29 protein-coding genes are annotated in these 26972 nt (G+C 40.4%); 10 read left to right on the top strand and 19 right to left on the bottom strand.

Annotation, left to right across the window (positions count from 1 at the left end):
* Positions 1 to 85: 85 nt before the first annotated feature.
* The 3 genes from ACTJJG_RS11660 to ACTJJG_RS11650 all read right to left on the bottom strand — a co-directional run bounded on the left by ACTJJG_RS11660 (position 86) and on the right by ACTJJG_RS11650 (position 3903).
* Entirely contained in the window at positions 86 to 1477 is a 1392-nt protein-coding gene (locus ACTJJG_RS11660) for an LLM class flavin-dependent oxidoreductase (protein WP_004642499.1), read from the bottom strand.
* A 177-nt stretch (positions 1478 to 1654) separates the two neighbouring features.
* Positions 1655 to 2950, bottom strand: coding sequence for an acyl-CoA dehydrogenase family protein (locus ACTJJG_RS11655; RefSeq protein WP_032062636.1), 1296 nt, complete (start codon positions 2948 to 2950; stop codon positions 1655 to 1657).
* A 134-nt stretch (positions 2951 to 3084) separates the two neighbouring features.
* Positions 3085 to 3903, bottom strand: coding sequence for a hypothetical protein (locus ACTJJG_RS11650; protein WP_069119053.1), 819 nt, complete (start codon positions 3901 to 3903; stop codon positions 3085 to 3087).
* Between the two features lie 643 nt (positions 3904 to 4546).
* Between ACTJJG_RS11650 and ACTJJG_RS11645 the strand changes: the two genes are divergently transcribed.
* The 5 genes from ACTJJG_RS11645 (at position 4547) to ACTJJG_RS11625 (ending at position 9676) form a co-directional block, all read left to right on the top strand.
* Complete coding sequence (locus ACTJJG_RS11645; protein WP_017386136.1) at positions 4547 to 5992, top strand: cytochrome ubiquinol oxidase subunit I; 1446 nt, start codon at positions 4547 to 4549, stop codon at positions 5990 to 5992.
* Positions 5985 to 6992, top strand: coding sequence for a cytochrome d ubiquinol oxidase subunit II (gene cydB, locus ACTJJG_RS11640; RefSeq protein WP_032006713.1), 1008 nt, complete (start codon positions 5985 to 5987; stop codon positions 6990 to 6992). The genes ACTJJG_RS11645 and cydB overlap by 8 nt, the downstream gene beginning before the upstream one ends.
* Before the next feature lie 14 nt (positions 6993 to 7006).
* Positions 7007 to 7141, top strand: coding sequence for a hypothetical protein (locus ACTJJG_RS11635; RefSeq protein WP_000749813.1), 135 nt, complete (start codon positions 7007 to 7009; stop codon positions 7139 to 7141).
* Positions 7142 to 7239: 98 nt separating this feature from the next.
* The gene (locus ACTJJG_RS11630; RefSeq protein ID WP_032056340.1) at positions 7240 to 8658 is read left to right on the top strand and encodes an aminotransferase-like domain-containing protein; all 1419 of its coding nucleotides are present in this window, start codon (positions 7240 to 7242) and stop codon (positions 8656 to 8658) included.
* 100 nt (positions 8659 to 8758) lie between these two features.
* Positions 8759 to 9676 (top strand): LysR family transcriptional regulator, encoded by a 918-nt coding sequence (locus ACTJJG_RS11625; RefSeq protein ID WP_002114202.1) that lies wholly within the window; start codon positions 8759 to 8761, stop codon positions 9674 to 9676.
* A 54-nt stretch (positions 9677 to 9730) separates the two neighbouring features.
* Here the strand turns inward: ACTJJG_RS11625 and madM are convergent, their stop codons facing one another.
* The 11 genes from madM to ACTJJG_RS11570 form a co-directional block, all read right to left on the bottom strand.
* Entirely contained in the window at positions 9731 to 10492 is a 762-nt protein-coding gene (gene madM, locus ACTJJG_RS11620; RefSeq protein ID WP_372552630.1) for a malonate transporter subunit MadM, read from the bottom strand.
* A 45-nt stretch (positions 10493 to 10537) separates the two neighbouring features.
* Positions 10538 to 10939 (bottom strand): malonate transporter subunit MadL, encoded by a 402-nt coding sequence (gene madL / locus ACTJJG_RS11615; protein ID WP_019458887.1) that lies wholly within the window; start codon positions 10937 to 10939, stop codon positions 10538 to 10540.
* A gap of 53 nt (positions 10940 to 10992) precedes the next feature.
* Positions 10993 to 11877, bottom strand: a complete 885-nt coding sequence (gene mdcH / locus ACTJJG_RS11610; RefSeq protein ID WP_440608945.1) for a malonate decarboxylase subunit epsilon — start codon at positions 11875 to 11877, stop codon at positions 10993 to 10995.
* Between the two features lie 60 nt (positions 11878 to 11937).
* Positions 11938 to 12546, bottom strand: a complete 609-nt coding sequence (locus ACTJJG_RS11605; RefSeq protein ID WP_069119047.1) for a malonate decarboxylase holo-ACP synthase — start codon at positions 12544 to 12546, stop codon at positions 11938 to 11940.
* A complete protein-coding gene (mdcE, locus tag ACTJJG_RS11600) occupies positions 12537 to 13364 on the bottom strand; it encodes a biotin-independent malonate decarboxylase subunit gamma (RefSeq protein WP_069119045.1) in 828 nt (275 codons plus the stop codon). The genes ACTJJG_RS11605 and mdcE overlap by 10 nt, the downstream gene beginning before the upstream one ends.
* Positions 13361 to 14212: a biotin-independent malonate decarboxylase subunit beta gene (locus ACTJJG_RS11595; RefSeq protein ID WP_069140324.1), complete on the bottom strand. Its 852-nt coding sequence runs from the start codon at positions 14210 to 14212 to the stop codon at positions 13361 to 13363. Before ACTJJG_RS11595 ends, mdcE begins: the two co-directional genes overlap by 4 nt.
* A complete protein-coding gene (locus ACTJJG_RS11590) occupies positions 14205 to 14504 on the bottom strand; it encodes a malonate decarboxylase subunit delta (RefSeq protein ID WP_019458882.1) in 300 nt (99 codons plus the stop codon). The genes ACTJJG_RS11595 and ACTJJG_RS11590 overlap by 8 nt, the downstream gene beginning before the upstream one ends.
* A gap of 2 nt (positions 14505 to 14506) precedes the next feature.
* Complete coding sequence (locus ACTJJG_RS11585) at positions 14507 to 15391, bottom strand: triphosphoribosyl-dephospho-CoA synthase (protein WP_372552626.1); 885 nt, start codon at positions 15389 to 15391, stop codon at positions 14507 to 14509.
* Positions 15391 to 17070 carry a malonate decarboxylase subunit alpha gene (gene mdcA, locus ACTJJG_RS11580; protein WP_032056350.1) on the bottom strand — a complete coding sequence of 560 codons (1680 nt, stop codon included), beginning with the start codon at positions 17068 to 17070 and terminating at the stop codon, positions 15391 to 15393. The genes ACTJJG_RS11585 and mdcA overlap by 1 nt, the downstream gene beginning before the upstream one ends.
* A gap of 167 nt (positions 17071 to 17237) precedes the next feature.
* Positions 17238 to 17831: a GNAT family N-acetyltransferase gene (locus tag ACTJJG_RS11575; RefSeq protein WP_032056352.1), complete on the bottom strand. Its 594-nt coding sequence runs from the start codon at positions 17829 to 17831 to the stop codon at positions 17238 to 17240.
* A 42-nt stretch (positions 17832 to 17873) separates the two neighbouring features.
* Positions 17874 to 18509 carry an FMN-binding negative transcriptional regulator gene (locus ACTJJG_RS11570; RefSeq protein ID WP_032056353.1) on the bottom strand — a complete coding sequence of 212 codons (636 nt, stop codon included), beginning with the start codon at positions 18507 to 18509 and terminating at the stop codon, positions 17874 to 17876.
* Positions 18510 to 18624: 115 nt separating this feature from the next.
* On the opposite strand from ACTJJG_RS11570, the gene pdxR reads away from it, so the two are divergent.
* Complete coding sequence (pdxR, locus tag ACTJJG_RS11565) at positions 18625 to 20115, top strand: MocR-like pyridoxine biosynthesis transcription factor PdxR (RefSeq protein ID WP_045126436.1); 1491 nt, start codon at positions 18625 to 18627, stop codon at positions 20113 to 20115.
* Positions 20116 to 20122: 7 nt separating this feature from the next.
* Here the strand turns inward: pdxR and ACTJJG_RS11560 are convergent, their stop codons facing one another.
* Both ACTJJG_RS11560 and ACTJJG_RS11555 read right to left on the bottom strand, forming a co-directional pair.
* Positions 20123 to 20812, bottom strand: coding sequence for an LrgB family protein (locus tag ACTJJG_RS11560; RefSeq protein WP_032056355.1), 690 nt, complete (start codon positions 20810 to 20812; stop codon positions 20123 to 20125).
* 11 nt (positions 20813 to 20823) lie between these two features.
* Positions 20824 to 21255, bottom strand: coding sequence for a CidA/LrgA family protein (locus ACTJJG_RS11555; protein ID WP_017386124.1), 432 nt, complete (start codon positions 21253 to 21255; stop codon positions 20824 to 20826).
* Positions 21256 to 21365: 110 nt separating this feature from the next.
* Between ACTJJG_RS11555 and ACTJJG_RS11550 the strand changes: the two genes are divergently transcribed.
* From ACTJJG_RS11550 to yghU, 3 genes are all read left to right on the top strand, one after another.
* Complete coding sequence (locus ACTJJG_RS11550; protein ID WP_017386123.1) at positions 21366 to 22271, top strand: LysR family transcriptional regulator; 906 nt, start codon at positions 21366 to 21368, stop codon at positions 22269 to 22271.
* A 113-nt stretch (positions 22272 to 22384) separates the two neighbouring features.
* Positions 22385 to 23011 (top strand): glutathione transferase, encoded by a 627-nt coding sequence (gene yfcF, locus ACTJJG_RS11545; RefSeq protein ID WP_032056358.1) that lies wholly within the window; start codon positions 22385 to 22387, stop codon positions 23009 to 23011.
* 33 nt (positions 23012 to 23044) lie between these two features.
* The gene (gene yghU, locus ACTJJG_RS11540; RefSeq protein WP_032070501.1) at positions 23045 to 23893 is read left to right on the top strand and encodes a glutathione-dependent disulfide-bond oxidoreductase; all 849 of its coding nucleotides are present in this window, start codon (positions 23045 to 23047) and stop codon (positions 23891 to 23893) included.
* Positions 23894 to 23960: 67 nt separating this feature from the next.
* Here the strand turns inward: yghU and ACTJJG_RS11535 are convergent, their stop codons facing one another.
* The gene (locus ACTJJG_RS11535) at positions 23961 to 24368 is read right to left on the bottom strand and encodes a DUF2000 domain-containing protein (protein WP_032056361.1); all 408 of its coding nucleotides are present in this window, start codon (positions 24366 to 24368) and stop codon (positions 23961 to 23963) included.
* A 155-nt stretch (positions 24369 to 24523) separates the two neighbouring features.
* Between ACTJJG_RS11535 and ACTJJG_RS11530 the strand changes: the two genes are divergently transcribed.
* Positions 24524 to 25126 carry a LysE family translocator gene (locus ACTJJG_RS11530; protein WP_032056363.1) on the top strand — a complete coding sequence of 201 codons (603 nt, stop codon included), beginning with the start codon at positions 24524 to 24526 and terminating at the stop codon, positions 25124 to 25126.
* A gap of 47 nt (positions 25127 to 25173) precedes the next feature.
* On the opposite strand, the gene ACTJJG_RS11525 is transcribed toward ACTJJG_RS11530, so the two are convergent.
* Positions 25174 to 25992: an AraC family transcriptional regulator gene (locus tag ACTJJG_RS11525; RefSeq protein ID WP_032056365.1), complete on the bottom strand. Its 819-nt coding sequence runs from the start codon at positions 25990 to 25992 to the stop codon at positions 25174 to 25176.
* A gap of 60 nt (positions 25993 to 26052) precedes the next feature.
* Positions 26053 to 26955 carry a LysR family transcriptional regulator gene (locus ACTJJG_RS11520; protein ID WP_032056367.1) on the bottom strand — a complete coding sequence of 301 codons (903 nt, stop codon included), beginning with the start codon at positions 26953 to 26955 and terminating at the stop codon, positions 26053 to 26055.
* Between the last annotated feature and the right edge of the window lie 17 nt (positions 26956 to 26972).

Genomic DNA, 26972 nt, shown 5'->3' with positions numbered 1-26972 from the left:
ATTAACTCAGCAGTAAAATGGATATAAAAAGACAAAATAAAAGCTGGCATTTAACCAGCTATTTATTTAAAGGTTTTCCAAAATATTAACTTGCCTCAGCAAGTTTTAATTCCTTTAGATTACGATATTTTGCACCGCGGTGATTTTCAGGCAAATATGGCCCAGCACCAAATAATTTTTCTCTTAATGTTCCTTGTGCATATGAGGTTTGATATACCCCTCGTTTTTGCAACTCTGGAACAATAAACTCAACTACATCAGCAAAGGTTTGATGCGCCAAAATATAGGCAAGGTTAAAGCCATCAATATCCGTATCTTCAACCCATTGTTGTAGAGCATCCGAAACTGTTTCTGCCGAACCCACTAACACAGGTCCATTCCCACCTAAGCTGTTCCAGTTTGCAATTTCTTCAATAGTCCAAACACGTTCTGGGTCCGCATTTACATAAGAATCTAATAAAGATTGAATCGCGTTGGTTTGAATATATTCAACTTTATCGGTCGGTTGATATTGTGAAAAATCGACACCAGACCAGCCAGACAGCAAAGTTAAAGCGCCGTCATAACTTCCATAGCTTTGATATTCTTTAAATTTAGCCTGAGCTTTTGCATCGGTTTCATCAGTGACAATCGACAAAAGCGCATAAATTTTAACTGAGTACGGGTCGCGGCCTTCTTGAGCCAATTTTTGGCGAATGCCCTGTACCACTTTTTTAGTGGCAATTTTAGACGGCGCTGCTATGAATACACACTCGGCATTTTGACTAGCAAACTTCTGCCCGCGTGATGACGCACCTGCTTGGTAAAGTACAGGCGTCCGCTGTGGTGATGGTTCACAAATATGGATGCCCGGTACAGTAAAGTATTTACCTTCGTGCTGAATTGGATGCACTTTTTTATGGTCAGCAAAGATACCGCTTTCACGGTCACGAAGTACCGAACCTTCTTCCCAAGAGCCTTCCCAAAGTTTGTAAAGGACTTCTAAGTATTCATCAGCAATATCATAACGATTGTCATGATTAACCTGAGTTTTTAGGCCCAAGTTTTTCGAACCACTTTCTAAATAAGACGTCACGATATTCCAACCAACTCGCCCTTTGGTTAAATGGTCTAGCGTGCTAATACGCCTAGCAAAAGGATAAGGATGTTCAAAGGAAATCGAAGTTGTGACACCAAAGCCCAAGTGCTTTGTGACTGCTGCCATCGCTGGCACAATCTGTAGTGGATCATTGACAGGAACTTGTACCGCACCTGTTAAGGCATGTTCAGCACTTTGATGATAAACGTCATAAATACCAAGCACATCTGCAATAAAAATACCGTCAAAAAAACCACGCTCAAGAATTTGTGCTAAATCTGTCCAATATTCTAAATCTTTATATTCAACAGATCGATCTTGAGGATGTCGCCATAATCCAGGAGATTGATGGGCAATACAATTCATTTCAAAAGCATTAAAACTAATTTTCTTAGTCATAAAATATCAGCCAGCATTTTATTTAATTTTTATACTAAAGCAATTTTTATGTTTTCTTTATAATATAAACCCCAAACAAAATATGATTTTATTCTAATAGATTTTTATAATTTAATTTAAACAATCAAAATAATATTAAGCCACTAAAAATAGCAGCTTAATATCTAAAACTATAATTTATTGTTTAGCAACATTCCCTATTCGCCATTGATATGGTGGTAATGTGCCATTTACACTAAAATCACCGATAATACGATTTTTAAATACTCTGGGATTATGTGAAGATAAAGTTCTTACATTACGCCAGTATCGATCTAGGCCTAAATCTTTGTCTGTTGCAGAAGCACCTAAAGCATCAAATAAAATTGTAGAAGCATTTAAAATTAGATCGGTAATGACCGTTTGAGAATGCGCACTTTCAAGTTCGGCAAGTGCATTTTGCTCCTCTTCAAGCTGCTCATTATTTTGAAATGCAGCCAAATAAGCACGTTGTAAGCTTTGTGCAACTTTTTCAACAATCGCCCCTGCACTGTAAGCCGCGCCACGGATTTGGCCTACAACTTGTAAAATTTGCGGATCCTGTTTTACAAATTGGGCATTCGCATGCGTATAGTTTCGGGTACGTTTAGCAACAGCTTGAGAAACATCATAGGTTGCAGCGCGTCCTAGACCTGTAATGATTGCCAGTTGGACCAGTTGATAATAAGCCGCTGAATATTTAAAACGGTCATCGTCAGGTAAAATTTCAGTTTCATCGACCAATACGTCATGGAAATATGCTGTACCGCTTGCGGTGAGTTGCTGACCAAAGCCATTCCAGTCATCAATAATTTCCACCCCTTTATCTTCACGGCGGACAACGACAGAACCAGATTCACCCTTTAAATCTGTTACACCTACGTCAACCCAGTCTGCATATAGACTGCCTGTGGTGTAATATTTTTTACCCTTAACGCGAATTTTTCCTTCACTGTCTCGATATAAATGTGTTTCGAACTGATCAATTGACTCTTTCCCGCCTTCAGACCATGCACTACCGACTGTTTCCCCATTTGCAATTCGGCTAAGCCAACGTTGTTGAAACGCTTTGTCTTTACTTACTAAGACATCTTCAGTGAAACCAAAATGCACACGCAAAGCTTGCGGTAAGTTTGAATCGGCCTCGGCAAGTTCAATGAGCAATGCAAATAGTTCAGGAATGGTTGCATCAAAGCCCCCATGAGCTTTGGGAAGTCTTAACCGTGTAAAACCAATATCTTTAAGCCACTGAAGTTGTTCATAGGGCAAAATATGCTGTTGCTCACGAATTAAAGCCCCTTCTTTAATACGGGCAAAAGTCGGTCTGAAATTTTTTGCCAATTCATCATAACGTTCTGAAGGCCCTTCACCCCACACACGAGAAATAATTGAGGCCTGACTAAGTGCTGCATGCGTTAGTGAACCGAGATGATGCTCAAAATTTAAATTTGTCATGTAAGTAAAACCAATATTGCTTTGCTTTTACCATAAAATATTTATTTCACATGAAAACGATTATTTTTTTATAACTGTATTCATTCTTTATATAAGAACCCAAACACAAAGATAAAAAGCTCATCTCCCAAGCCCTAAGATAGTTCTTTTTGTCTAATGCTCTGCTGGCTTTGCAGAAGTGTTTGTATATATTCTGAATAGACAGATAGTTTTTCAAAAATATGCTCTGAATAAAACATATCATCAATTAAATGTGTCATTTGATGCGTGGTGAAGGTGTCACACAGTCCCACCAGCTCTGCATTCATCTGAGCAAATTGTGCACATAGCTGTACATAGGTTTCATCTTTATTTTTGAATAATAATTTCCGCATTTCTAAGCTATTGAGATTTTTTAAGTCATCATCTTTTGGGGTTTTAATCCAATAAATTTTGACCTTTAAAAATTGCTCCAGTGCTTTTAAATGCTCGACATCTATGGCTAAACTCGTAATTAAAAACACTGTAGAGAGATCACTTCGGCATAGTGCCTTGATTAGACTTAAATAGATAAATTCAACTTCATTAAGCTCCGCCAGCTCCAAGTCGATATAAATTTTTAAGCTGTCTAAAACATCATCTACTTTGAATAGTGCTTTTTTCTCAGCTTGGTAATATTTATTAAGAATAGAAAGCACAGGCGTTGTCGCAGGCGTTGTATAAATAGCAGCCTTGTTTAAGTTGGCAAAAATAAATGGTGAAAATAGATAAGCCACACTACTTTGCTGTGGCTCAATATGAGATTGGATTAAATATACAGTTTCAGATTTAGAAAAGTCTCTGAGTACTTTTGCTCTTAATAAAGTAGCTTCAAAATTAACATAGGTTTGCTCTAACTGAGCCAATATAGAAACAGGAATAGGCTGATTTTTAATAATTTTATGTAGGACATTGAGTTGAGAAGTAATAAACATTTTTTAACATCCAAGCTATTTTAGAAGAGCTACACTTAAATCAGGTCTTTAATAACCTACGTAACAACCAGACCTCACGCAAAACAACAAGGGAATAAAAAAGAAGAAACCATTCTGCGCTTATTACCCAAAATCGCATTCACTATATGTTGGAGAGTGATTTTGGCCATTCGTAAATCTTGTTCATTTATTTTGGACTTTTGAAGAATGGATACATAGCTACAGATAATTGAAAAAAAACTATAGCACACCTCATGACTGCTCCAGACTGTTATAGTTTTATAAAAAATTTCTGTATCTACATATACAAAAAGAGTAAGTGCATGATTAAGGAAACTTCTTAAGGTAGGTAGTTTTCATGAGACGATCTATTGCATATGGCCAGATATTTCATCAATGTTTCAATGCAACATGCATTTTTACAAATGCAACATCAAGCATAAACTTTGTTAACAGATTGAGAACAATCAATCAGTCTATTCTCTTGAAATATCAAGCAATTATATTGCTTAACCCTGTTGGCATTTTACTTGCTAAGAACATTTATCACAGAAGTAAGTTTAATCGCCAAAATACTTTGTTGCCTGAAAATAAGTATTTAACTCATTTAACCATCATCAGCTAGTTCACAGGGGGAAAGTTTATGAGCCTCGGTCTAACCGCTCTAGAATTAGCGCGAATACAATTTGCTTTTACAGTATCCTTCCATATTATTTTTCCGGCCACTTCCATCGGTCTTGCATGCTTTTTAGCAGTGTTAGAGTGGAAATGGTTAAGAACCCAAAACCCGATTTATAAAGATCTCTTTAAATACTGGATTAAGATCTTTGCCGTTGCCTTTGGTATGGGTGTGGTCTCGGGCGTGGTCATGAGTTACCAGTTCGGTACTAACTGGAGTGAATTTTCACGCGTCGCCGGAAGTATTACTGGTCCTTTACTTACCTATGAAGTCTTGAGTGCCTTCTTCTTAGAAGCAGGTTTCTTAGGCATTATGTTATTTGGTTGGGGACGTGTTGGTCCTCGAGCCCATTTCTTCGCAACACTTATGGTTGCCATCGGAACATGTATTTCCATGTTCTGGATTCTATCTTCTAATAGCTGGATGCAGACACCTCAAGGCTTTGCCATCGAAAATGGCATTATTGTGCCAAAAGACTGGTTTGCAATTGTCTTTAACCCATCCTTCCCTTACCGCTTTGCCCACATGGGTGCTGCCGCCTTCTTAGTTTCATCATTATTGGTCGTCGGAACATCTGCATGGCATTTAGTAAAAGGCCGTCGTGATGAATTGGTGAAAAAATCGTTCTCGATGGGTCTCTGGATGGTGCTTGTGACTTCATGTTTACAAGTAGTAATTGGCGATAACCATGGTTTAAACACCCGTGAACATCAACCAGCCAAACTTGCAGCAATGGAAGGACACTGGGAAACCAATCACAATGAACCTATGCCATTATTGCTATTTGCAATTCCAGATATGAAAGAAGAACGTAACCACTTCGAAGTGGGTGTTCCTTATTTGGGTAGCTTAATTTTAACGCATAGCTTAGATGGCCAAGTGACAGGTTTAAAAGATTTCGCACCTGAAGACCGTCCAAATTCAACCATCGTTTTCTGGAGCTTCCGTGTGATGGTGGGTCTTGGTGTGCTCATGGTCACTCTGTCTTTAATTGCGCTTTGGTTACGTAAGCGTGGAAAACTCTATGAAACATCATGGTTTCATAAATTTGCTGTAGTGATGGGGCCTGCGGGTTATGTGGCAATGCTGGCTGGCTGGATTACTACCGAAGTAGGCCGTCAACCGTGGGTTGTATACGGCATTATGCGCACTAAAGACGGGCTTTCACATACGGTTTCCGCAGATCAGGTGGGTCTGAGTCTCTTTATTTTTGTGGTGGTCTATACCATCGTTTTTGGTAGCGGTATTTACTACACCTTAAAACTGATTAATAAAGGCCCTGTATTTATCGATACACCAACTATTGAATCTGGTGGTGTTGGACACTTTAAAACACCAATGCGTCCACTCAGTGCTGTCGATGAAAACATTGACGATAATCAAAAATCTGGGGAGAAACATCATGATTGATCTTTCTTTAATATGGGTCGGTATTATTGGTTTAGGTGTTTTAATTTACGTGGTCATGGATGGTTTTGACTTAGGAATCGGGATTATGTTTCCCTTCATTAAGAATAGCCAAGAACGTGACGTCATGATGAATACCGTGGCTCCTGTCTGGGATGGTAATGAAACGTGGATGGTTCTCGGTGGTGCTGGTCTATATGCAGCATTTCCACTAGTTTATTCAACAGTTTTATCAGCTCTTTACCTGCCTATTATTTTCATGGTCATTGCCCTGATTTTCCGCGGCGTTGCGTTTGAATTCCGTTTTAAAGCTCATCGAACCAAACACCTTTGGGATTTAGCCTTTATTTGGGGTTCAGTTTTAACCAGCTTTCTCCAAGGGATTATTCTGGGTGCTTATATTCAAGGAATCAAAACCGAAAATGGTATTTATGCTGGTGGTCCATTTGACTGGTTATCTCCATTTACGATCTTTACAGGTATTGGTGTAGTTGCGATGTATGCCACTTTAGGATGTGGCTGGCTGATCTTAAAAACCGAAAAAGGCTTACAGCAACGTATGTATGAGCTTATGCCAAAGCTGATTATTGCGTTGCTCATTATTTTTGGTGGTGTGAGTTTATATACGCCGTTAACTCATCCTGAAATTGCAGATCGCTGGTTCTCTTTACCAAACCTGTTTTATTTTAGCCCTGTGCCTATTTTGGTCTTATTGTTTGTTGGTCTGATTTTATCAGCATGTAAAAAACAGGATCATGACCTTAAACCATTTGCATATACATTGGCTCTTGTTTTCCTTGCATTTACTGGTTTTGTGATTAGTTTATGGCCTTATATTATTCCGCCATCAGTCACAATCTGGCAGGCCGCAGCACCACATTCAAGCCAAATGTTTGCTTTGGTCGGTGCACTTATTTTGATTCCAATTATTATTGCTTACACCATTGTCTCTTATTGGGTATTTAGAGACAAAGTCCGTGTAGGTGATGAAGGCTATCATTAAGTATGGAGGGTTTTATGAAAAAGTCATCCGTTAAACTCAATCAAACCCAATGGTTTATTCTACTATGGCTCGGTGGTTTTTTAGCCTTAGCTGTGATTGCGGGATTGTTTAAAGTTATCTTGATTTATGCCGCCCCTTACTTAAAGTAAATCTATTGTTCTAAACAAATGCCGTTTGTAGATTCTGCAAACGGCATTTATTATTGATTAAGTGCTTCTTTCATTTTGTTATTTCGTGCAGCTCATACATGTATAAATCAGAACAACTCGCTCATAGCATTCGCCAACTCATTGAGAGCGGCACTTTAAATGCACATGAAAAATTACCGTCATTGAGAGATCAGGTACAACGTTCTGGTTTTAGTTTAATGACCGTCATGAATGCTTATCAGGAGCTTGAATCACAAGGTCTGATCTATTCAAAAGAAAAATCTGGCTACTTCGTTGCCGAGCAAATTGCACTAAAGCCACTTGAACAATACTCGGTTGTTTCACTAAACTCTAAAATTGAAATTAATTCATTAGTTTTTAAATATCTTAAATCAATCCAACATGAATCTGTCGTACCTTTTGGTTCAGCTTTTCCGGACAGTCAGCTTTTAACAGCACCCAAACTCATTCAAATTATGGGACAGCTTGCCCGTCAAAGACAAAGTTATGACCAGACAACCAGTTTGCCTCCCGGTAATTTAGCCTTAAGAAAACTGATTGCTCAGCGCTACTGTATGCAAGGCATACAGACCGATCCAGATGACATTGTCATTACATCTGGAGGTTTAGATGCACTGAACCTTTCGCTACAAGCTGTCGCTCAACCTGGCGATTATATTTTATTACAGCAAACCGTGTTTTATGGCGCTTGGCAAGCCGCTGAGCGTTTAGGACTTAAAGTGATTACTATTCCTGAACATCCGCAACATGGTTTTGACCTAGAGGCTTTTGAACAAGTCATTCAAACCTATCCTATCAAGGTCTGTTGGCTCATGCTGAATGCCCATAACCCGATTGGTTTTACCGTCAGTGATGACATTAAATATAAAATTGCCAAGTTGCTTCATGAGCATCAAATTTATTTGATTGAAGATGATGTCTATGAAGAGCTTTTTTATGGCGGCCAAAAACCACTTTCAATGAAGTATTTTGATCAACAAAATTTGGTGCTTCACTGCTCGTCTTTTTCTAAAACATTAGGTGCAGGTTTTCGGGTCGGTTGGGTTTATGCGGGTAAGTTTTCAGATCATATTCAACACTTGCAACTCATGAGTACCATTTCAGTAAATGCACTTATTCAAAATGCATTGGTTGAGTTTTTATCTCATCATCATTATGAAAAGCACTTGCGTACACTTAGACTTTCACTTGAGCGTTATAAAAAGCAGTTTTATCACTATTTAAAGCAACATTTACCTAGCTCTTGCGAAGTGTATTACTACCCAAGTGGCTATTTTCTATGGGTCAAACTTCCTAGTACGCTGGACAGTATGCAAGTTTATGAAGAGTTGATTCAGCAAGACATTGGCGTTGCCCCAAGTCCTCTGTTTAGTGTTTTACCCTCACAGCAGCATTATTTGAGAATTAACTGTTCTTTTGAATGGAACACTAAAATTCAAAGCGCATTAGATCAGGTTATCAAAACCATTCAACAAAGAGTTGAAGCAAATCTCTAAAGAAATGCTTCGACCTAAGCACAATTTTATAGACTTTATTTTGTGGTAACTTTATAGCTCAAATCTATAGTTTTTAGGGAAACAGGTTCAAAGGATTAATATGGAAATTGATGAAGAACTCACCCTTAAAAAAATACAGATTTTTTTAGCTTTTATGCGCTGTGGAAATTTGTCTAAAACAGCCACAGAAATGCAGCTAAGTAATGTCAGTGTTCACAAAGCACTACACTCCTTAGAAAGCGCTTTACGTTGTCCTCTTTTTAAAAATGAAGGCCGTAACCTCATTCCTTTGAAAAGTGCTTATGTCTTTGAAGAACGGGCACAAAAAATCGTACAAGACATTTTTATTACCGTAAATAAAACCAGAGAAGCCGCAGGCTTTGCAGCCAAGGTTTTACATTTAGGTTCTCTTTATTCTTTAACTGTAAATACGATTCCAAATGTGATTAGCGGTCTTAAACTCAGACGTAGTGAGCTTGATATTCAACTGTTGCTGAGTTCAAATCAGGATTTGGTAAAAAAGCTGAAAGCCACGGAGCTTGATGCCATTATCGTGGCTTTAAATGAAACCACTCAAGATGATGACTTTGAAATTTTGCCGATGTTTTCCGACGACATTTTTCTGGCAGTCAATAAAGATTCAAAATATGCCGATTTTAAAGATATTGATTTAAGCCTTTTAAAAGAAGAAACTTTTTTAACTTTAACCAAGGGTTTTGCAACTCATAACGACAGCGACATCATTTTTAAAAAAGCTGGTTTTTCACCAAAAGTTGCTTTACAGGTCAATGATATTTTTACCTTAATTAGTATGGTCAGCTCAGGTGTCGGTTTTGCTCTACTACCCGGTCGTATTTCTGCAGTTTATGAAAGTTCAGTAAAACTTATTCCACTAAAACAGCAATATCACATGCAACAAGAAATCGGTCTCGTCTTTTTAAAAAGTAAAGAGCGCGACCCTAACTTACTTGCTCTGATTGCTGAATGTCGAATGTTTGCCTCTAATTTTAAAAGATAAATATCGGCAACTTATTAAAGAATAATGAGTTGCCGTTATAGGATTTTCAAAAATTTATCCAAAAATCGCATTAACCGTTAAGAAAAAGACAGAAGGTCCAAGTAAACAGCCAAGTCCTGTATAGAAGGTTGCAACTAAAGCGCCATAAGGTACCAATCGTACATCTGTACCTGCCAATCCAGCAGCTGTACCACTGGTTGTTCCTGCCAAACCGCCAAAGACCATGGCAGAGCGTGGACTTTTTAAGTACATGAATTTAGCAAGCAGCGGCGTACCGACCATAAAGAAAACTGACTTGATTAACCCAATTGCAATAGAAAGTGCGATTACATCAGAGCTTGCGCCAATTGCGGTTCCTGTAATTGGACCGACAATATAAGTCATTGCGCCTGCACCGATTGTTGTCATCGAAATTGGATCTCGATAACCCATAACCCATGCAACCATAACCCCAATTGCAAAAGGCACAACGCAACCAAGCATTAATGCAATTAGACCAATTTTGCCTGCTTTCTTCACTTCTTTTACATCAACTTCAAATGCAGTTGAAGCAATCGCTAAATCACGAATCATGGCTCCGCCCAACAGCGCATAACCTGAAAAAATAGCGATGTCAGAGACACCTTTGGTTCCTTGCGTATAAACCCCTGCAAAGTAAGCCACGACCAACCCTAAAGTAATCGCGATTGCAGAGCTTTGTAGTTTTCCCTTCGTCAAATATTTTGAGAGTAAATGGGAAACAAACATCATTAAACCCGTTACAGCAAGAGCAGTAACTAATGCATTTTTTGATAACACAGCAATTATAGCGTCCATCACTTAAATCCTTTTTGATTGAACTTTTTTGTAGTTTATGTTTGCTTAGGCTATTTTTTCCTTGGGTTCTATCGTCCATTCATATGTTTCGTAGTCACCACTAATTCTATTTAAATAACGGATGACTAAAACCGTACCGATTAACGATGCAATAGAGACAATCAGTCCTAACATGCCCCCTGATAAAGCGGCAACCACATTTTGACCTGCTGACATCGCAACTACGATCGGAATATACATACCTGACCAATACAAGACGCCAAATTGTGTGACTTGAGGTAAGTAACCTTTTTTTGCCAATAATTCTTTAGATAAGATTAACAGAATCATTGAGATAGCAACGCCACCGACATTCGCTTTAACACCTAATACCATGCCTAAAGTGTTACCAAGATAGTCACCTAATAAATGGCAGATCGCTAATATTGCTGTTCCATATATAATCATTGTAAATCCCTCATATCCTTGGGTTATTACTCAATTTTTAATTTGTATTGTAGTTACAAAGAAGCGTTATTCTCATTTTGCATTGCTAACTGAATGCTGTCTAAGCGTGTTCCCTGAAATGACAATACAGTCCCTTCTTTAAATGTTCGGCGTGCAAGTGTAGTAAGGACCGTTCCCGGCAAAGCTTCGATCTGTAACCTCACACCTCGTTCCCATGCAGCTTGGATGGTACTTTCCCAATCTACAGTTCGACTCATATTAAAAGCCAAGTCATCACCAATCTGTTCTGGCCTGCTAAGCGTACGAGCCGTTGTACCACTTAAATAACGTATTTTAGGCTGCTTTAAAGTCACTCCCTCCATAGACGTTGCAAGTTGCTTTGCTTGCTGACTTAATAATTCACAGTGCGATGGCACCGATACATCTAATTTTTTTACCACCACGCCTTGTTGCTTTGCCAAAACAGCAACTTGATTCATGGCTTCAAAGCTTCCTGAAATAACGATCTGGTTATGTGCATTAATATTTGCGACATACACCTCTGGCGTTATTTCATAAACCTGTTTGATCCATGTTTCAACAGCTGCACGGTCTGTACCAATCAAGGCCGTCATACCATAGCCTGCTGGATAGGCGTTTTGCATGAGATCACCTCGATAGGCAACCAAACGAACAGCATCCTCAAAGGCTAAAACTCCCGCTACAACCGCAGCAGACCATGCACCAATTGATAGACCAGCCACATAGTCAGGTGTTAAGTTTTCCTCAGTTAATAGTGCAGAACTCACCACACCTGAAATAAGTAAACAAAGCTGTACTGCACGTGTCGATTGCAATGCAGCCGGACTATCTAGCATCAAGACATCTTCTTTGAGTGCATCCGATGCACGCTCAAGGTATTCTTTAACCAGAGCTGTTTGAGGTAAGTCGTGCAACATATTGCTTCATTGCACACCTTGCCCTGGATATACCCAAATTGAAGCCATGATATCTATTCCCTAATTCCATGGGTTTTCTACTAAAACAGCACCCTCAGGACGTTTCAATAGAACTTTTCCACTGTTCCTAGCCCATTCTTTTAACGCCAACCCACCTTGTGGAAGTTGAAGCTGTATATCCACATTCAGCCCGGCTTGCTGAAAATTTTCGAGTAACTCAACTGCCTGCTTTTTGGTAAAAGGCTGTTCAGCTCGAATCAACAAATCAATGTCACTTTGCTCGTTTACTGTTTTAATGCCCGTTGCCAGCTCAAACCCGAAACTTCCTGTATATCCCCAACATCCTGAAAAGTTTTTCATAATGCTTGAAATACTCTGTAAACGTTCTGCCAAGTGTTCAAACTGCTGCGTATCTATGCGAGTCAGCGCTTCTGGCTTAAGCTGTCTGCTAATCGCTGATCGTGGTATTTGAGCTGCATATCGTTGATGACGAAATTGCCCTCTTACACCCACAGCCACCTGATCTACAGGAGTAATTGCCCGTCGAACTACAACAGGATCACCTCGTTGCAATACCTCTCTCACCCAATGCGGAGCATCATCGGCCAAGCAATCGACCGTCATGCCCCACAGTAAATCATGGGCTTCAAGCTTAAGTTTCATGACCATTGCTCACGCAATAACTCACGAACTTTTTTAGACATTTGACGATTTGGGCCATGAAGTCTTTGTTCCAATCCTCTAGATTGATCAGCATTAATTTCTTTAAATGCTCGAGCAACTACCTGCTTCGCTAACACAAGATCATGGTTTGTCGGTTGTTCAGGGTTTTCGACAGATAGCAGCTCCGATAACAAACCAAGCGTTGCATAACTTTCAATATCATAGGCCATTGGAGGAATGCTTGATGCCAATTGCTCTAACTCATCAACCGACCGTAAGGTAACGCGTGCAGCAGATTCCTTACCCATTGCATGCACCATAACACCTGAATCTTTTAACGCAATAATACGATTGGCTTGGTATCCATGCGCCAAGAAAGCACCCGACATCGACTTACCAACCAATAAACTCACAATAGGATGGCCTGCCAATCTGGCTCTAGCATAGCTATCTACTGCACCTGCTAAAGCCTGATGAATACCTAATAATTCTTCACGGCGCCCATAGGCCTGACTTGGCACATCAACCAAGCATAAAATGCCGCGTTTAGTTTCCGAATGAATATCAGCTTGAATCACTTCATCAACTGCTTTTGCTAAACTCCAGCCTTCTAGCAGCCCAACTTCACCTTGTTTTGCCCGTGGGAACAGATTATTACTGTCTTGGACAACTGCAATCACACGTACCGCTTGCTGATCAATCTGACCATCAGCCACCCAAACCGAAGCAGGAAAACCTTCAACTGTCTTAAAGCTCTGTGTAAATGCTTTAAACCAATGTGCACCACGTGTAGATGCTTTTAATGTATCAACGGCGATATTCATGCTTGTTCTCCTTGATACAAAGCTTGAACCTGTGCAGGAGTAATTTGCTCAGCAGTATCGACTTGTTGTAGCTTCGCTAAATAGAATGAGTAATTTGAACTACGATGCTGCTGAGGCACGCCTTGAGTTAAATAATCGATGACTTGCTGACGAATTTTCTGGCGATCATCGTCAACATAAGCATCTGCCAAACAACTAGCAAAACGCTGATTACCACCAGTAATACTCCATATAAATGGACGATCTTTGGCGTTGTATTCTTGTACACCAGCTTCTTGTTCAATCACTTGCGGGCCATTTAAACCTAAACGTCCTTCTTGTGTCATTACAATATAGCTACATAGGCCAGCCGCAATTGACATACCGCCGAAGCACCCTACACTGCCTGCGACCACAGCAATCACGGGTTGATACTGACGTAAGTTCACAATTGCAGCCTGAATTTCAGCAATTGCTGCCAAACCCAGATTTGCTTCTTGTAAGCGAACGCCTCCCGTTTCCAACAGTAAAATTGCCGCTGTTGGAATACCTTTCAGATTGTCTTCAGCCGCAAGTTCTAAGGCACCTGCAATTTTGGCGCCGCCCACCTCACCTAAACTTCCACCTTGAAATAAGCCTTCAATTGAAATTAAAACCACTGGGCGTTCTTGAATCGATCCTTTTGCAATCACTACACCATCATCGGCTTGCGGGACAATATTTTGCTTAACGAGCCAAGGCGACATAACGCGAGCAAATGGATCGAGTAACTCTCGAAAAGTCCCTTCATCTAATAATGCTTTAGCACGTTCTCTTGCGCTGAGTTCAATAAAATCTTGTTTATTTAATAAGCTCTCGATATCAGTCATGAGCAATCTCCTCTAATGCTTGTTCCAGACGTAAGCGAACGACACCGGGAGTTGCACCAAAGTCATGAATATCAATATTGACCGCTGGTGGTATTTGCGCAGTAAAAATTCGTTCAAAAAGATTGTGCCAACGTGCTGCACTCCCATCTACCGAAGTTACTACCTGAATAGAAGTTTTTCCTGTTTCACCAGGTTCCATTAAAATTTCTAAATCGCCCGAGCCAACACATCCTACCAATGCTTTTTTTACAGGTGGCTCTGTCGCCACAAATTCAAAATGAAGTGTTTCCATCATCAAAATCCCTCTTTATTTTTTAAAGATGACTGCTCAACACGATCTATAAATAGTGTTGCTGCTAATAAGTCTGCGGCACCACCTGCAGAAGCTTTCATCCGAAGCAGATCAATCTCTAAAAGATGCAAAGCACGTCGACCTTCCAAGCTTGAGCTGCCGCCCAAATCAAGTACTTGCTGAGCACCTTGTTGCATACGCTTTAAGCCAGATGTTCCAGATCTATAAAGCACACAGGTATCGGTCAAATCCGTCATCATGGCAAGTAAGGCATCTAAACGCGCGAACTCTTCTTTCATTGGTTTACTACGACTTTGATGAAGTTGCTTTAAACCAAATTTCACAATAGTTGGAAAACCTTGTTGAGCCTGTTCTTTGGCACCTAAGATGCCTAATTTCTTTTGTACTTGTTGACCATGACTCAAGGCCTGCTTCGGAATAAAACAATCTTCAAGCTGAGCAATCTGGCCTGCTAACTGGCATAGCTCAACAGCCGATAAGTACAGTTGATTGGTGCGCGCCAATGCTGCTGCCGTAACCATTAACCCTAATGCCCAAATTGCACCGCGATGTGTGTTTACACCATCTGTCGCCAACATCATGGTGTTTTCACCTTTGCGGCCAATTTCTCCAATGTCTTCACGCAAAGCTAAACCGACTTTTCCATGATGCTTTGCAGCTTGGGCCATTGCCTCAAACATGGGTCCTAAACTTTTCGCAGAGCGCTCCATTAACTCCAAAGTCAGGTCATTGTGTGCACCACTGCCACGACGATCAACCAATGCTGGTTTCGGTGTCAGATTAACTTCATCAATTAACGCTTCGACTGCCATATCTGCCAAAAGCTGACTATCGCTGAACGTTTGATATTGAACTTGTGCCATCATTACCAACTCCTAAACTTTGCAGGGGGTTGATATAAGCCATCTGACCATGTCACCAAGTCGGCAATATTTTTCGCCGCTAAAAGTTCACGTGTTGCATCGGTGCGGCGAATACCCAAATCTTCAGGGAACACCACCAAGCCTTCACTTCTTAAACGTGCTGTTGTTTTTGGGTCTTGAGTTAAACCAATACTGGTCACACCTGCTACAGCAGCAATCATGGCTTGGCGCTCTTCTTGGCTGCTTGCTTTATATAAATAAGCAATGCCTTCTTCGGTCAGTAAATGGGTCACATCATCGCCATAAATCATGATCGGGGCTAAAGGCAAACCTGCGGTTTTAGCCACTTCAATCGCATCAAGGCGCTCTAGAAAAGTTGGCTTGCCACCCTCTTGGAAGGTTTCCACCATTTGAACAACTAACTTTTTACCACGTGCCAAATAAGTTTCGGTTTCATTAGCACCTTGCAAACGCATATCTAGCCATGCTGGCGTATCGTGACGACGTCCACGCGGATCATGTCCCATATTTGGCGCACCACCGAAACCAGCCAAACGACCTTTGGTAACAGTCGAAGAATGGCCCATGCCATCAACTTGCAAAGTTGCGCCAATAAACAAATCAACGGCGTACTGACCTGCAAGCTGACACATCATACGGTTGGAACGTAAAGCGCCATCACGACCTGTAAAGAAAACATCTGGACGAGCTGCAACATATTTTTCCATACCGAGTTCAGTACCAAAACAATGCACGCTTTCAACCCAACCTGTTTCAATCGCTGGAATTAAGGTTGGATGCGGATTCAGAGTCCAGTTCCGGCAGATTTTTCCTTTTAAACCTAAAGACTCACCATAGGTCGGTAAAATTAGTTCAATTGCCGCAGTGTTAAAACCAATACCATGGTTTAACGATTGCACATTATGCTTTTCATAAATTCCGCGAATTGCCATCATCGCCATGAGCACATGCACTGGCTTGATATGTTTCGGGTCTCGAGTAAATAACGGTTCGATATAAAATGGCTGATCTGCCACCACCACATAATCAACCCAAGAAGCAGGAATATCGACACGTGGTAACTCCGAGACATCATCAACCAGCTCATTCACCTGAACAATCACAATACCGTCACTAAAAGCCGCAGGTTCAATCAGTGCCGGAGAATCTTCAGTACTTGGCCCTGTATAGATATTGCCTTGACGGTCTGCCATAAAGCCCGCAGAAAGCACCACATTTGGAATGAGGTCAACCACCAAACGTGAATACAACTCGATATAGGTATGAATGGCACCAATCTCTAGTAAACCATCTTCAATTAACTGACTAATACGTAAACTTTGTGGGCCAGCAAAAGAAAAATCGAGCTTACGCGCAATCCCTTTTTCAAACAGATCAAGATGTTCCGAACGCCCGACACTTGGCATAATCATATGCAAATCGTGCAAAATATCTGGATTGGTTTGAGCCAAAGAGCGCGATAAGAAATCTGCTTGTTTTTGGTTATTCCCTTCGAGTACAACCTTGTCACCCGGTGTAATTAAGGTTTCTAAAACTTTAATAATGTCCTGAGTTGGAATGACCACACCATCGGTATATTGGTTTGCCATCTCTAGTTTTAGTTGTTTGGCATGACGCCGCTTTGTCCATAACCGTTCTTTATTCTGAACTGATCCTTCCATGTGCTTACCTATAGATCGCAGTTTTGTTCTGAATCTATAAAAACGCTTTATGGAGTTTCGATCAATCAACCTAGATGAGTTGTTATTAACTTCAGGTTAATGATTATCACAGCTTCTCTCTTCTGGCTAAGCCAAAAAAGAGAAAAACAGCTTGCTTAAAATTCCTTTTAACGCGGTTTATTCAATAACCATTCCAGATTTTGGCGAACCGCAGGCCACTCATGTTTTAAAATGCTATAAACGTGAGTGTCCCGTAAAATATCATCTTTTACAATTTGATGACTTCTCAGCACGCCATCGAGCTTTGCACCCAACCGTACAATCGCGGCTTGACTTTGAACATTTAAAGAAGATGTGCGTAACTCAACCGCAATACAGTTTAAAGTCTCAAATGCGTGAGCCAACAATAGCTTTTTACATTCCGTATTTACAGGCGTACGTTGTGCAGATTTGCGGTACCACGTTGAACCAATTTCTACACGGCGATGTGCTTCTTCAATATGCATGAGGGTCGTCATGCCAAGCGCTCGCCCCGTTTTTCGGTCTTCAATATAAAAAGGCAACATAGAACCAGAACTTTGTAAACCGAGACGTCTTTCAATTTCAGCAACCATTTGTTCAGGTCTTGGCACACGGGTATACCAAAGATTATAGAGTTCCCCATCGGAAACGGCCTCTTTGAGCGCTTCAGCTTGAGTTACATCTAACGGCTTTAAAATAACGTGTTTACCTAGCAACTCAACAGGTGTAGTCAAAGACATCTTTATCTCCTCAATTGATCTTAAGCTTTTATATTTTCAAAATTATTTATTTAACTCAGCCACACTATACATAGCGTCTGCTATGGTTTGATGACCAGATTTCGATAGGCCATCTGCCGCGCCTAAAATATCTCGGCGTTCTTTGTTTTGCCCAAGTTTTGATTTTCCTCGTAGCTTGGTAATTTCAATCTCAATACCTACAATGGCTTTTAACATCGGTTCAAGATAGTCCTTTGGTGCATCGGATATTTTCCATGGTTCAGGTTGAGATGCTTCATGAGTACGGGTTAAACGAGCCACAACCCCACGGACGTAACGTTCATCATCGCGAATCGTCACTTTGCCATAGGCATGCACAACCCTATAGTTCCATGTCGGTACTTGTCTATGCTGTTCATGTTTGGATGGGTACCAGTTTGGTGAAATATAAGCATCGCCTGCTTGAAACACGACGAGTACAACATCTCCATTTTTAATGTCCTGCCAGACAGGATTAACTCTAGAAACATGCGCATGTAGCAAACCCAATTCCCCTTCGCTTGCCTGTAATTCAAATGGGAGATGATTTGCATCTAAGCCATTACTTCCATGAGTAAAAAGCACACCAAACGGATGTTCAGTAATAAGAGAATGCAATATATCCAAACGGTTTTCTGCAAAATCATCGGGGATATACATGGCTCAAAACCTCACTGTAAAGATCAGGGTTATTTATATTTTGTGTTGTAAATTTTCTGGTTTCTGTGGTTTATTAAAAAGAACCACTTTGTATTTTTTTAAGTAGACCAGAATTATGGCAAGAATTGCAAAAGTTGTTGAACTTCCGTCTATTGCAAAGATTGATAAAAGCCAAGGAAAGATAAGTGCTCAACTGACCCAAGCTTTGCGAGAAGCTGTACAAAGTGGTGATTTACAGCCCGGCGATCCGTTGCCTTCTTCACGTGAACTGGCTCAAACACTTGGGGTCGCTCGCGGAACCATTATTGAAGCTTACGATCAGCTTTTAGCTGAAGGTGTGTTTGACTCTCAACCACGAACTGGTACTTATGTGTCTCATTCTTTGGTTAAAACATCTGTAATACAACATTCATCAAAAGAAAATAAACCTAACTCGATATCTTTGACCAAATCGGCACGTTCTTATGCCAAAGTGCTTGATGAATTTAAGCCACTTCCTCATGTTCCTTTTGCGGTATCTGTCCCCGTCGGTCGTACTCAACCGAGCGACATCTGGCGTAAATTTGGTAATAAATATAGATCACGAGGTACAGGTGCCCCTTCGGGTTATGGCGAACCTCAAGGCGTGTTATCACTAAGAGTCGCTATAGCAGACTATGTCCGACGGTCACGTTCTGTCCACTGCGAACCTGACCAAATTGTGATTACTCCCGGTATTCAGCAATCACTTTATATTTGTAGCCAGATTTTATTTGAAGCAAAAGATGAAGTCTGGATAGAAGATCCAGCTTATCGAGGTACAACAGCCATTTTTGAACATGCTGTACAGAACATTCACATGGTGCGTGTTCCTGTTGATGAAGAAGGTATTCAAGTTGAAACTGGAATTAAACTTTCTAAACATGCACGTGCTGCTTTTGTGACGCCGTCTCACCAATATCCACTTGGCATGCCAATGAGTCTAGCAAGGCGTACAGCTTTATTGGCTTGGGCAAAACAGCAAAATGCATGGATCATTGAAGATGACTATGACAGCGAACTCCGTTATAACGGTCAACCCTTCCCATCTTTACAAGGCATGGCACCCGACCAAGTCATTTATCTGGGTACTTTCAGCAAAGTACTATTTCCTTCCCTTAGACTTGGCTATGCAGTATTACCTAAAGAATTGGTAGCACCTTTTTGTGGGCTTAGAGTCTTAATTGATCGACATCCACCTGCAGCTGACCAGCACGTTTTGGCTGCTTTTATTCAAGAGGGTTATTTGGAACGACATATTCGACGTACTCGAAATGTCTATGCAGAAGTTCGAGAATACATTATTGGCTTGATTGAAAAATACATACCTCGAGAACTGGCTTGGTTACAGCCGGGCGATCAAGGCATGCATATGGTGTTATGGCTTGCTCAGCATATTAATGATATTGACGTTGCAAGTTCGGCAATCGATGCAGGCATTGCCATCAAAGCAATTTCACCGACATTTTCAAAAGAGCGGCAACGTTCGGGTTTAATTGTCGGCTTAGGCGATTTTGAACCCGAACTGATGCAACAAGCCATAAAAAAACTATCAAAGATTATTCAACAATATGACAAGCCGACTTAGACAAAACCTACAATAACAGCCATAGATGAATCGCAAATGGCCCAATCAGTACCATTAAAATACCTGCAATGACCATGGTTAAACTGGCAATCACACCTTCTTCGCTATTACGCTGCTGTGCTCTAACTGTACCAAAACCGTGGGCTGCATTGCCAAAGGCTGCTCCATTTGCCACATTAGAACGGATTTTAGTAATCGCTAAAATCGCATCGCCGCAAATCATACCGACCAAACCAGTAATGACCGTAAATAGTGAAACCAATGCTGCCGAACCATGAATATCTTCCGCTAAAATCATGGCAAATGGTGTTGAAATAGAACGGGCCATCAAACTATTGGTGACTTCAGGGCTAAAGTGGAACCACTGCGCCATCTCATAGGCTGACATCACACCTACACTCATCCCCACAATAATCGCAATCGAAAGGACTCCAAGATTTTTACGAATCGTTTCCCGATAACGATAAATCGGTATAGCGAAAGCAACCGTTGCTGGTCCTAATAAATTAACAATCCACTGCGTATCTTCTGAATAAGTTTGATATGAAATTCCAAAAATCGTCATCAAAATGATAGTGAGTACAGGCACACTAATCGCGGGTGACAACCAAAGTTTTGGATTTTTCTGATAGATTCGCTTTGCCACAACATAGGCTGCCAAAGTCCAGATCAGACAAAGAATTGACCAAATATTCATGTCATTTTCTCTTAGATATGCTTATGTTGAAGACGTTTTCGAGCCTGTAAATAAGCCTTTAAACGATTGTAGTAGTGAATCGTCAGACACGTACTGAGCATGACCGAAATAGTCCCAACCGCAATGCTCAACACAATTTGCCATCCTTCGGTCATAAACAAGGTTTTATACTGAACAACGGCGACTACAACAGGCACGAAAAACAGCAACAGTTCACCTAAAACAACAGTTGCTCCCACTGCCACCTGATCCATTTTGATAATTTTAAAGAACAGGCATAAAAGCAATAAAAACATACCTAAAATGCCTGCCGATACAGGCACACCAAGTTTTTGATGTAAGAGATATCCGACCCACCAAAATCCAGCCAAAATCAAAATTTGTTTAACTAAAACTAAAAGTGAAGGTTGTGTGGGTGTGCCAGAAGCAGATTCAGTACTCATTTTTCGAAATTAAATGGTTAACTACACTATTATGCTAGCTTGGTTAAAGCTGCTAAATATGAATTATTCATGTTAATATTATTCAAAAATGGAATAATTTATTCTTTATTATGCTTTCACTAAAATCATTACAGTGCTTCGTTACATTGGTCAAAACTAAAAGTTTTACCCGTACTGCTGAAGAGTTGTATCTGACTCAACCCACTATTAGTAAAATATTACAGCAGCTTGAAGAGCAACTTCAGGTACAGCTGTTAGTTAAACCTGATCATGGCCGTAAAAGACAAATTGAGTTAACCGAAATTGGAGAGCGCATTTATCAACATGCAATCGAGCTTCTTCAAGTAGAACAAAACATCTTTCTTGAAATTGAAAACTACCAACAATTAAAAACAGGGACTTTAAAACTTGGCGTTCCACCCTTAGGTTCACAGCTTTTAACGACTGCCCTATTTGATTATCATCAGCAATTACCAGATATTGAATTGGCTTTTATGGAAGTGGGTTCACGTGGTATTGAACAAGCCTTACTCAATAACGAGTTAGACGTTGGCGTTTTATTGCAGCCCTTTGATACGCAAATTTTCAATAGCATTGAGCTGTGTAACTACCCTTTAATGGTTCTTTTACGTCGGGATGCGACTTGGGCAACACGCAAAAAAATAAATCTAGAAGAGCTACAACACCAATCGTTTTTAATGTTTCCTGAAAATTTCTCTTTAAACAGTATTATTCTCGATGCCTGTAAGCAGCATGGTTTTTACCCAACCATTGCTTGCCGTACCAGCCAATGGCACCTCTTGGCAGATATGGTGCTACAACGTATGGGGATTGCACTTCTCCCGCAGTATTATACCGACATGCTTGACCCTAGTTTATTTGCAGCAGTACCGCTTGAAAAACCAAATATTCAGTGGCATTTAGTCATGGCTTGGAAAAAGAATCTTCCTGTTTCACCAGCAGTACAAGCTTGGCTTAGCATTGTCCGTCAACATTTTCAGCACATTAAGCCCTAACGTTGAAATGGCTTAATTCAAAAACCGATAAAGCTTTTCCACAAAAAAGCTACCCAATCTTGGATCAGCTCACTTAGACTAGATCCGATTGTTTTATGACATGGACAATAACAATGAATAATGAACATTTTAAGCTGTACACAGATTCACAATTTCTAAGCCCCTATGCGTTTACAGTTTTTGTAGGACTACATGAAAAGCAAATTCCATTTGAAATTGCGACCATCAACTTAGGCCAGCAAGGCCAGTTTGAAAAATCTTATGTCGCAAAGTCATTAACTGCCAAAGTGCCTGTACTTGAGCACAATCATTTTGCATTATCAGAATCATCTGCCATTTTGGAATATCTTGAAGAGCTTTATCCAAACACATCTATTTATCCAAAAGATATTCAAGCACGCGCAAGAGCAAGACAAATTCAGGCATGGCTCCGATCAGACTTAGTTGCACTAAGAACTGAGCGTCCAACCGATGTTATTTTTTTTCAGCCCAAGTCCACTCCACTTTCAGAAGAAGGCAAAAAAGCTGCGGAGAAACTTTTCTTTGTTGCAGAAAAACTTCTTGCGTCTGATGCCGAATTTCTTTTTGGTTCATGGAGCATTGTGGATGCTGAACTTGCCCTAATGCTGCAACGCCTTATTCAAAATGGTGATGCTGTACCAGAACGTTTAAAAAACTATGCATTACAGCAATGGCAAAGACCGACCGTACAAAAATGGCTTGCCTTGCGACATAAATAAATTCTTATATTTACACCAAACATGAGATAAAAAATGAGTGATTCAAACTATATTCCTCCACAAGTTTGGCAACGGACTGGAGAAAAAACCGATTTAAACCAACCTACCTCAGGTGCACGTTACGAGCATACACTTCCAGTAGGGAAACATCCGCTCCAGCTCTATTCTTTAGCAACGCCTAATGGTCAAAAAGTCACTATTTTATTAGAAGAGCTTTTAGCTCTAGGACACCAAGATGCTGAATATGATGCATGGCTGATTAAAATCGGTGAAGGACAGCAATTTGGTAGTGGCTTTGTAGAAATTAATCCCAACTCTAAAATTCCAGCATTGGTTGACCATAGCCAAAACCCGCCATTAAGAGTATTTGAGTCTGGCTCAATTTTGCTTTATTTAGCTGAAAAATTTAAGGCTTTCATTCCAACTGATATTGCTGCACGTACTGAATGCCTTAATTGGTTATTTTGGCAAATGGGCAGCGCGCCTTACCTAGGTGGTGGTTTTGGGCATTTTTATGCTTATGCCCCTGTTAAAATTGAATATGCGATTAACCGCTTTGCAATGGAAACAAAACGCTTACTTGATGTATTAGATCAGCATCTGGCAAAAAACGAATATTTGGCGGGTTCTGAATATAGCATCGCTGATATTGCAGCATTCCCTTGGTATGGCGGTCTTGTTAAAAACTGGGTATATAACGGCGCGGAGTTTTTAGGTGTCGATCAATATAAAAATGTTCAACGTTGGGCAGATGCGATTTTAGCGCGTCCTGCGGTTCAACGCGGGCGTATGGTCAACCGTACTTTTGGTGATTTAGCTACGCAGTTGCATGAACGCCATGATGCGAGTGATTTTGAGACCAAGACTCAAGATAAAGTTTAATCATCATTTTTAAATAAAACCCACTTTTGCCCAAAAAGTGGGTTTTATCATTCTTCCAATAAAAATCTTATTGATGCAAAGAAAGTCCCTTAATAGCCTTATCAACTGCCTTTTTAGGTCCTCTTAACGCTACTCCGACCAAATTTAATTGATTCGCATCTTCGGCCAAAAATACAGCTCGATTATCCTCATCATTGCCTGTAGAAAACATGGCATGTACATAGGGAATTATCGTTAAATCTTGCTCTATTCCTTTGCGATGTGCTTTTTGTAGACCAGATAAATCCCCCTCAAATACCAACATCGGTTGCCCTAGCATGTTGCCATACTCATAGCCATTTGTATCGACATAAGGTTTCCCCAACATTTCAGGTGCAGCAGAGGCAATCCCCGTTGCCAAAAAAGCCACCACATTTAATCTCTGCCACGTCGCAAGATCATTACGGACAATCAGCGCAATTTTTGTATCAAACATAAATCTCTTTCCTGAATCATTTATTTTAGACCGCTCATCATGACTCATCCGGATTTTTCTCGTCTTGTACGTTTGTGCAAGAGCCATCACAAACGTACAAGACCCTAAATTTACGAGCCACTATGCTGGGTTGTTTTTGTTTCAGTAGATACGTTATGGAAATCTTTTTTTATACCTTGAGTGTGATGTATAGCCCCGGTCCAGTAAATTTTATGGGGCTAAATGCTGGGCTTACCGGACAATTCAAAAAAACGATTTATTTTTTTATGGGCGTCGGTTGTGCAATGCTGATGTTATTCATGATTTTTGGATATCTTGGGGCTGCAATCATTCCACAAAATGCCTTGCACTATATTGCGTTATTCGGTGCGCTTTATACATTTTATCTTTCATACCAAATGTTAAAGTCAGATATTGATATTAGTGACGAAGCCACTGAAGTTCAGGTGCTTTCGTTCTGGAATGGTTTTTGGATACAAGCTTTAAACCCCAAAGGGATTTTAGTCATTTTGCCTGTTACAACCATTATGTATCCCACAGCACATATCATTGGTGTACAAATATTCTTCGTATCATTACTCATTTCATTGGGTGCCGCAGGCGCGCCCTGCCTTTACTCTTGGGCAGGTGCAGTATTAGGTAAAAGAATCAAAAATAAAATCTGGTTTAATCGTATAAACCAAGCCATGGGAATGATGTTGATCATTTCCGGCATATTTATGCTTTATGATTTTTTGAAAGGCATGAACCTAATTTAAGATAAAGTCTATGTCAGCCTAAACAGGCTGGCTTTTAAATAACTTGCTTAAGAAGAGAGTTTATTGATCATCCGCCATCGGGCTGGAGTCAATCCAAATGCTTTTAGAAAATGACGTGTCATGTGGCTTTGATCAAAAAATCCTGCAATCAATGAAGCTTGAGTTAAGGACTCTCCATACATCAAACAGGACTTCACAACTTCCAACCTACGCATAGTCATATATCGATGTGGACTTGTACCAAACAGTAGTCGAAAATCACGTGAAAGACTCCAGCGGTCTCGTCCCACATTTTTTTCAATATCATCTAAAGAGATATTTTCATATAAAGAGGCATGTATAAACTCTCTAGCGCGCTCCGCTGCGACATAGTCATAAGCATGTGAGGTGCGCTGATGATTACCAGAAATTTCGTAAAGTGTGGTTGCCAGATCATATAAAGCATCTTGTTTTTCTAAAGGATCAATATGCTGGTCCATCCCTTGTAATAGAACATCAGTTGCTTTAAATAATCGAGGATCCTGACTCAACCCATTCTCAAAAAATGGTAAAGGTTTACCCTTCATAATTTCCTGTAGTGTTGCAGGTTCTACGTACACCATCCGATATCTAAAACCGTCTCGACTACCTGACTCGCCATCATGTTTTTCATCAGGATGCAAAACCATCGTCATACCTGGCAAGCTATGTTTCATCTCTCCACGATAATGAAAGCTTTGAACACCTGTTAATGTTCGACCAATTGCAAAAGTATCGTGGCGATGCGACTCATAAGCATGATCGGTAAAAAAGGCTTCAATTCGTTCGAGACTGTTAGGGTCAGAATTTCTGACGATCCAATCATTTGCATTAGGTAATTCAATCACATATTCACCAGAATTTTATATGTGCTAGAGAGCATTCTACCTATACGTTATACGCTATGGTTATTTTGAAAAATACCCCGTATATAACTCACTCAGCCAAGCAACAAAAACTCGTACGCGTGGCGAGAGCTGCCGATGCTGTGGATATAAAGCAGAAACTGACATCTTCGGGATTTCCCACTCACATAAAACCTCAACCAGTCGCCCATTTTTTAATTCATTTGCCACATGGTAGCGCGGGACCTGAATTAAACCTGCCCCACGTAAAGCAGATAATACATAGTTTTCAGCATCATTTACCGCGATCCAGCTTTTCAAAAAATAATCTTGTTTTTTGCCATTCACCATTAATTCAAATGGATAATTCCGTCCGCCTGATGTCGAGAAGAAATTAACACAATAATGTGATAACAAATCCTCTGGTTGCTGTGGCATTCCATGTTTATTTAAATAGTCAGGACTTGCACAAATCACTTGTGGCATATCGACCAAATGTCTAGCAATTAAAGTGGAATCATCCAAACGCCCCGCTCGCACCACGCAGTCTATCCCTTCCCTAATCAGATCAACCAAGCGATCACCCGTACTGATTACCAGTTCAATATCGGGATATAACTCGTGAAATTGGTCGATACTGGGTAAAACAATTTTAGTCGCATGTGCGCCTGATAAATCGACTCGTAATAAACCACGGGGCTGAGCAATTACATTACGTAAAGACGATTCTGCATCATCAAGTTCCGATAATATTTGTGTGCAGCGTTCATAAAATGCTTGTCCATCTAGTGATGGTCTTACATGCCGAGTCGTCCGTTCTAGCAAACGGCACTGTAAATTACTCTCTAACTCCTTAATGGCATTACTTGCAGTAGCACGTGGGATATTTAGCTGATCGGCTGCCTGACTAAAACTACCCAGCTCTACGATGCGGGTAAAAAGTTGCAAGGTATCAAATTTGTCCATGGTGCTCGCATTTAACC

Source organism: Acinetobacter sp. 22512, from assembly GCF_052044755.1.
Lineage (GTDB): Bacteria > Pseudomonadota > Gammaproteobacteria > Pseudomonadales > Moraxellaceae > Acinetobacter > Acinetobacter pittii.
This window is presented reverse-complemented; position numbering and strand designations above follow the sequence as displayed.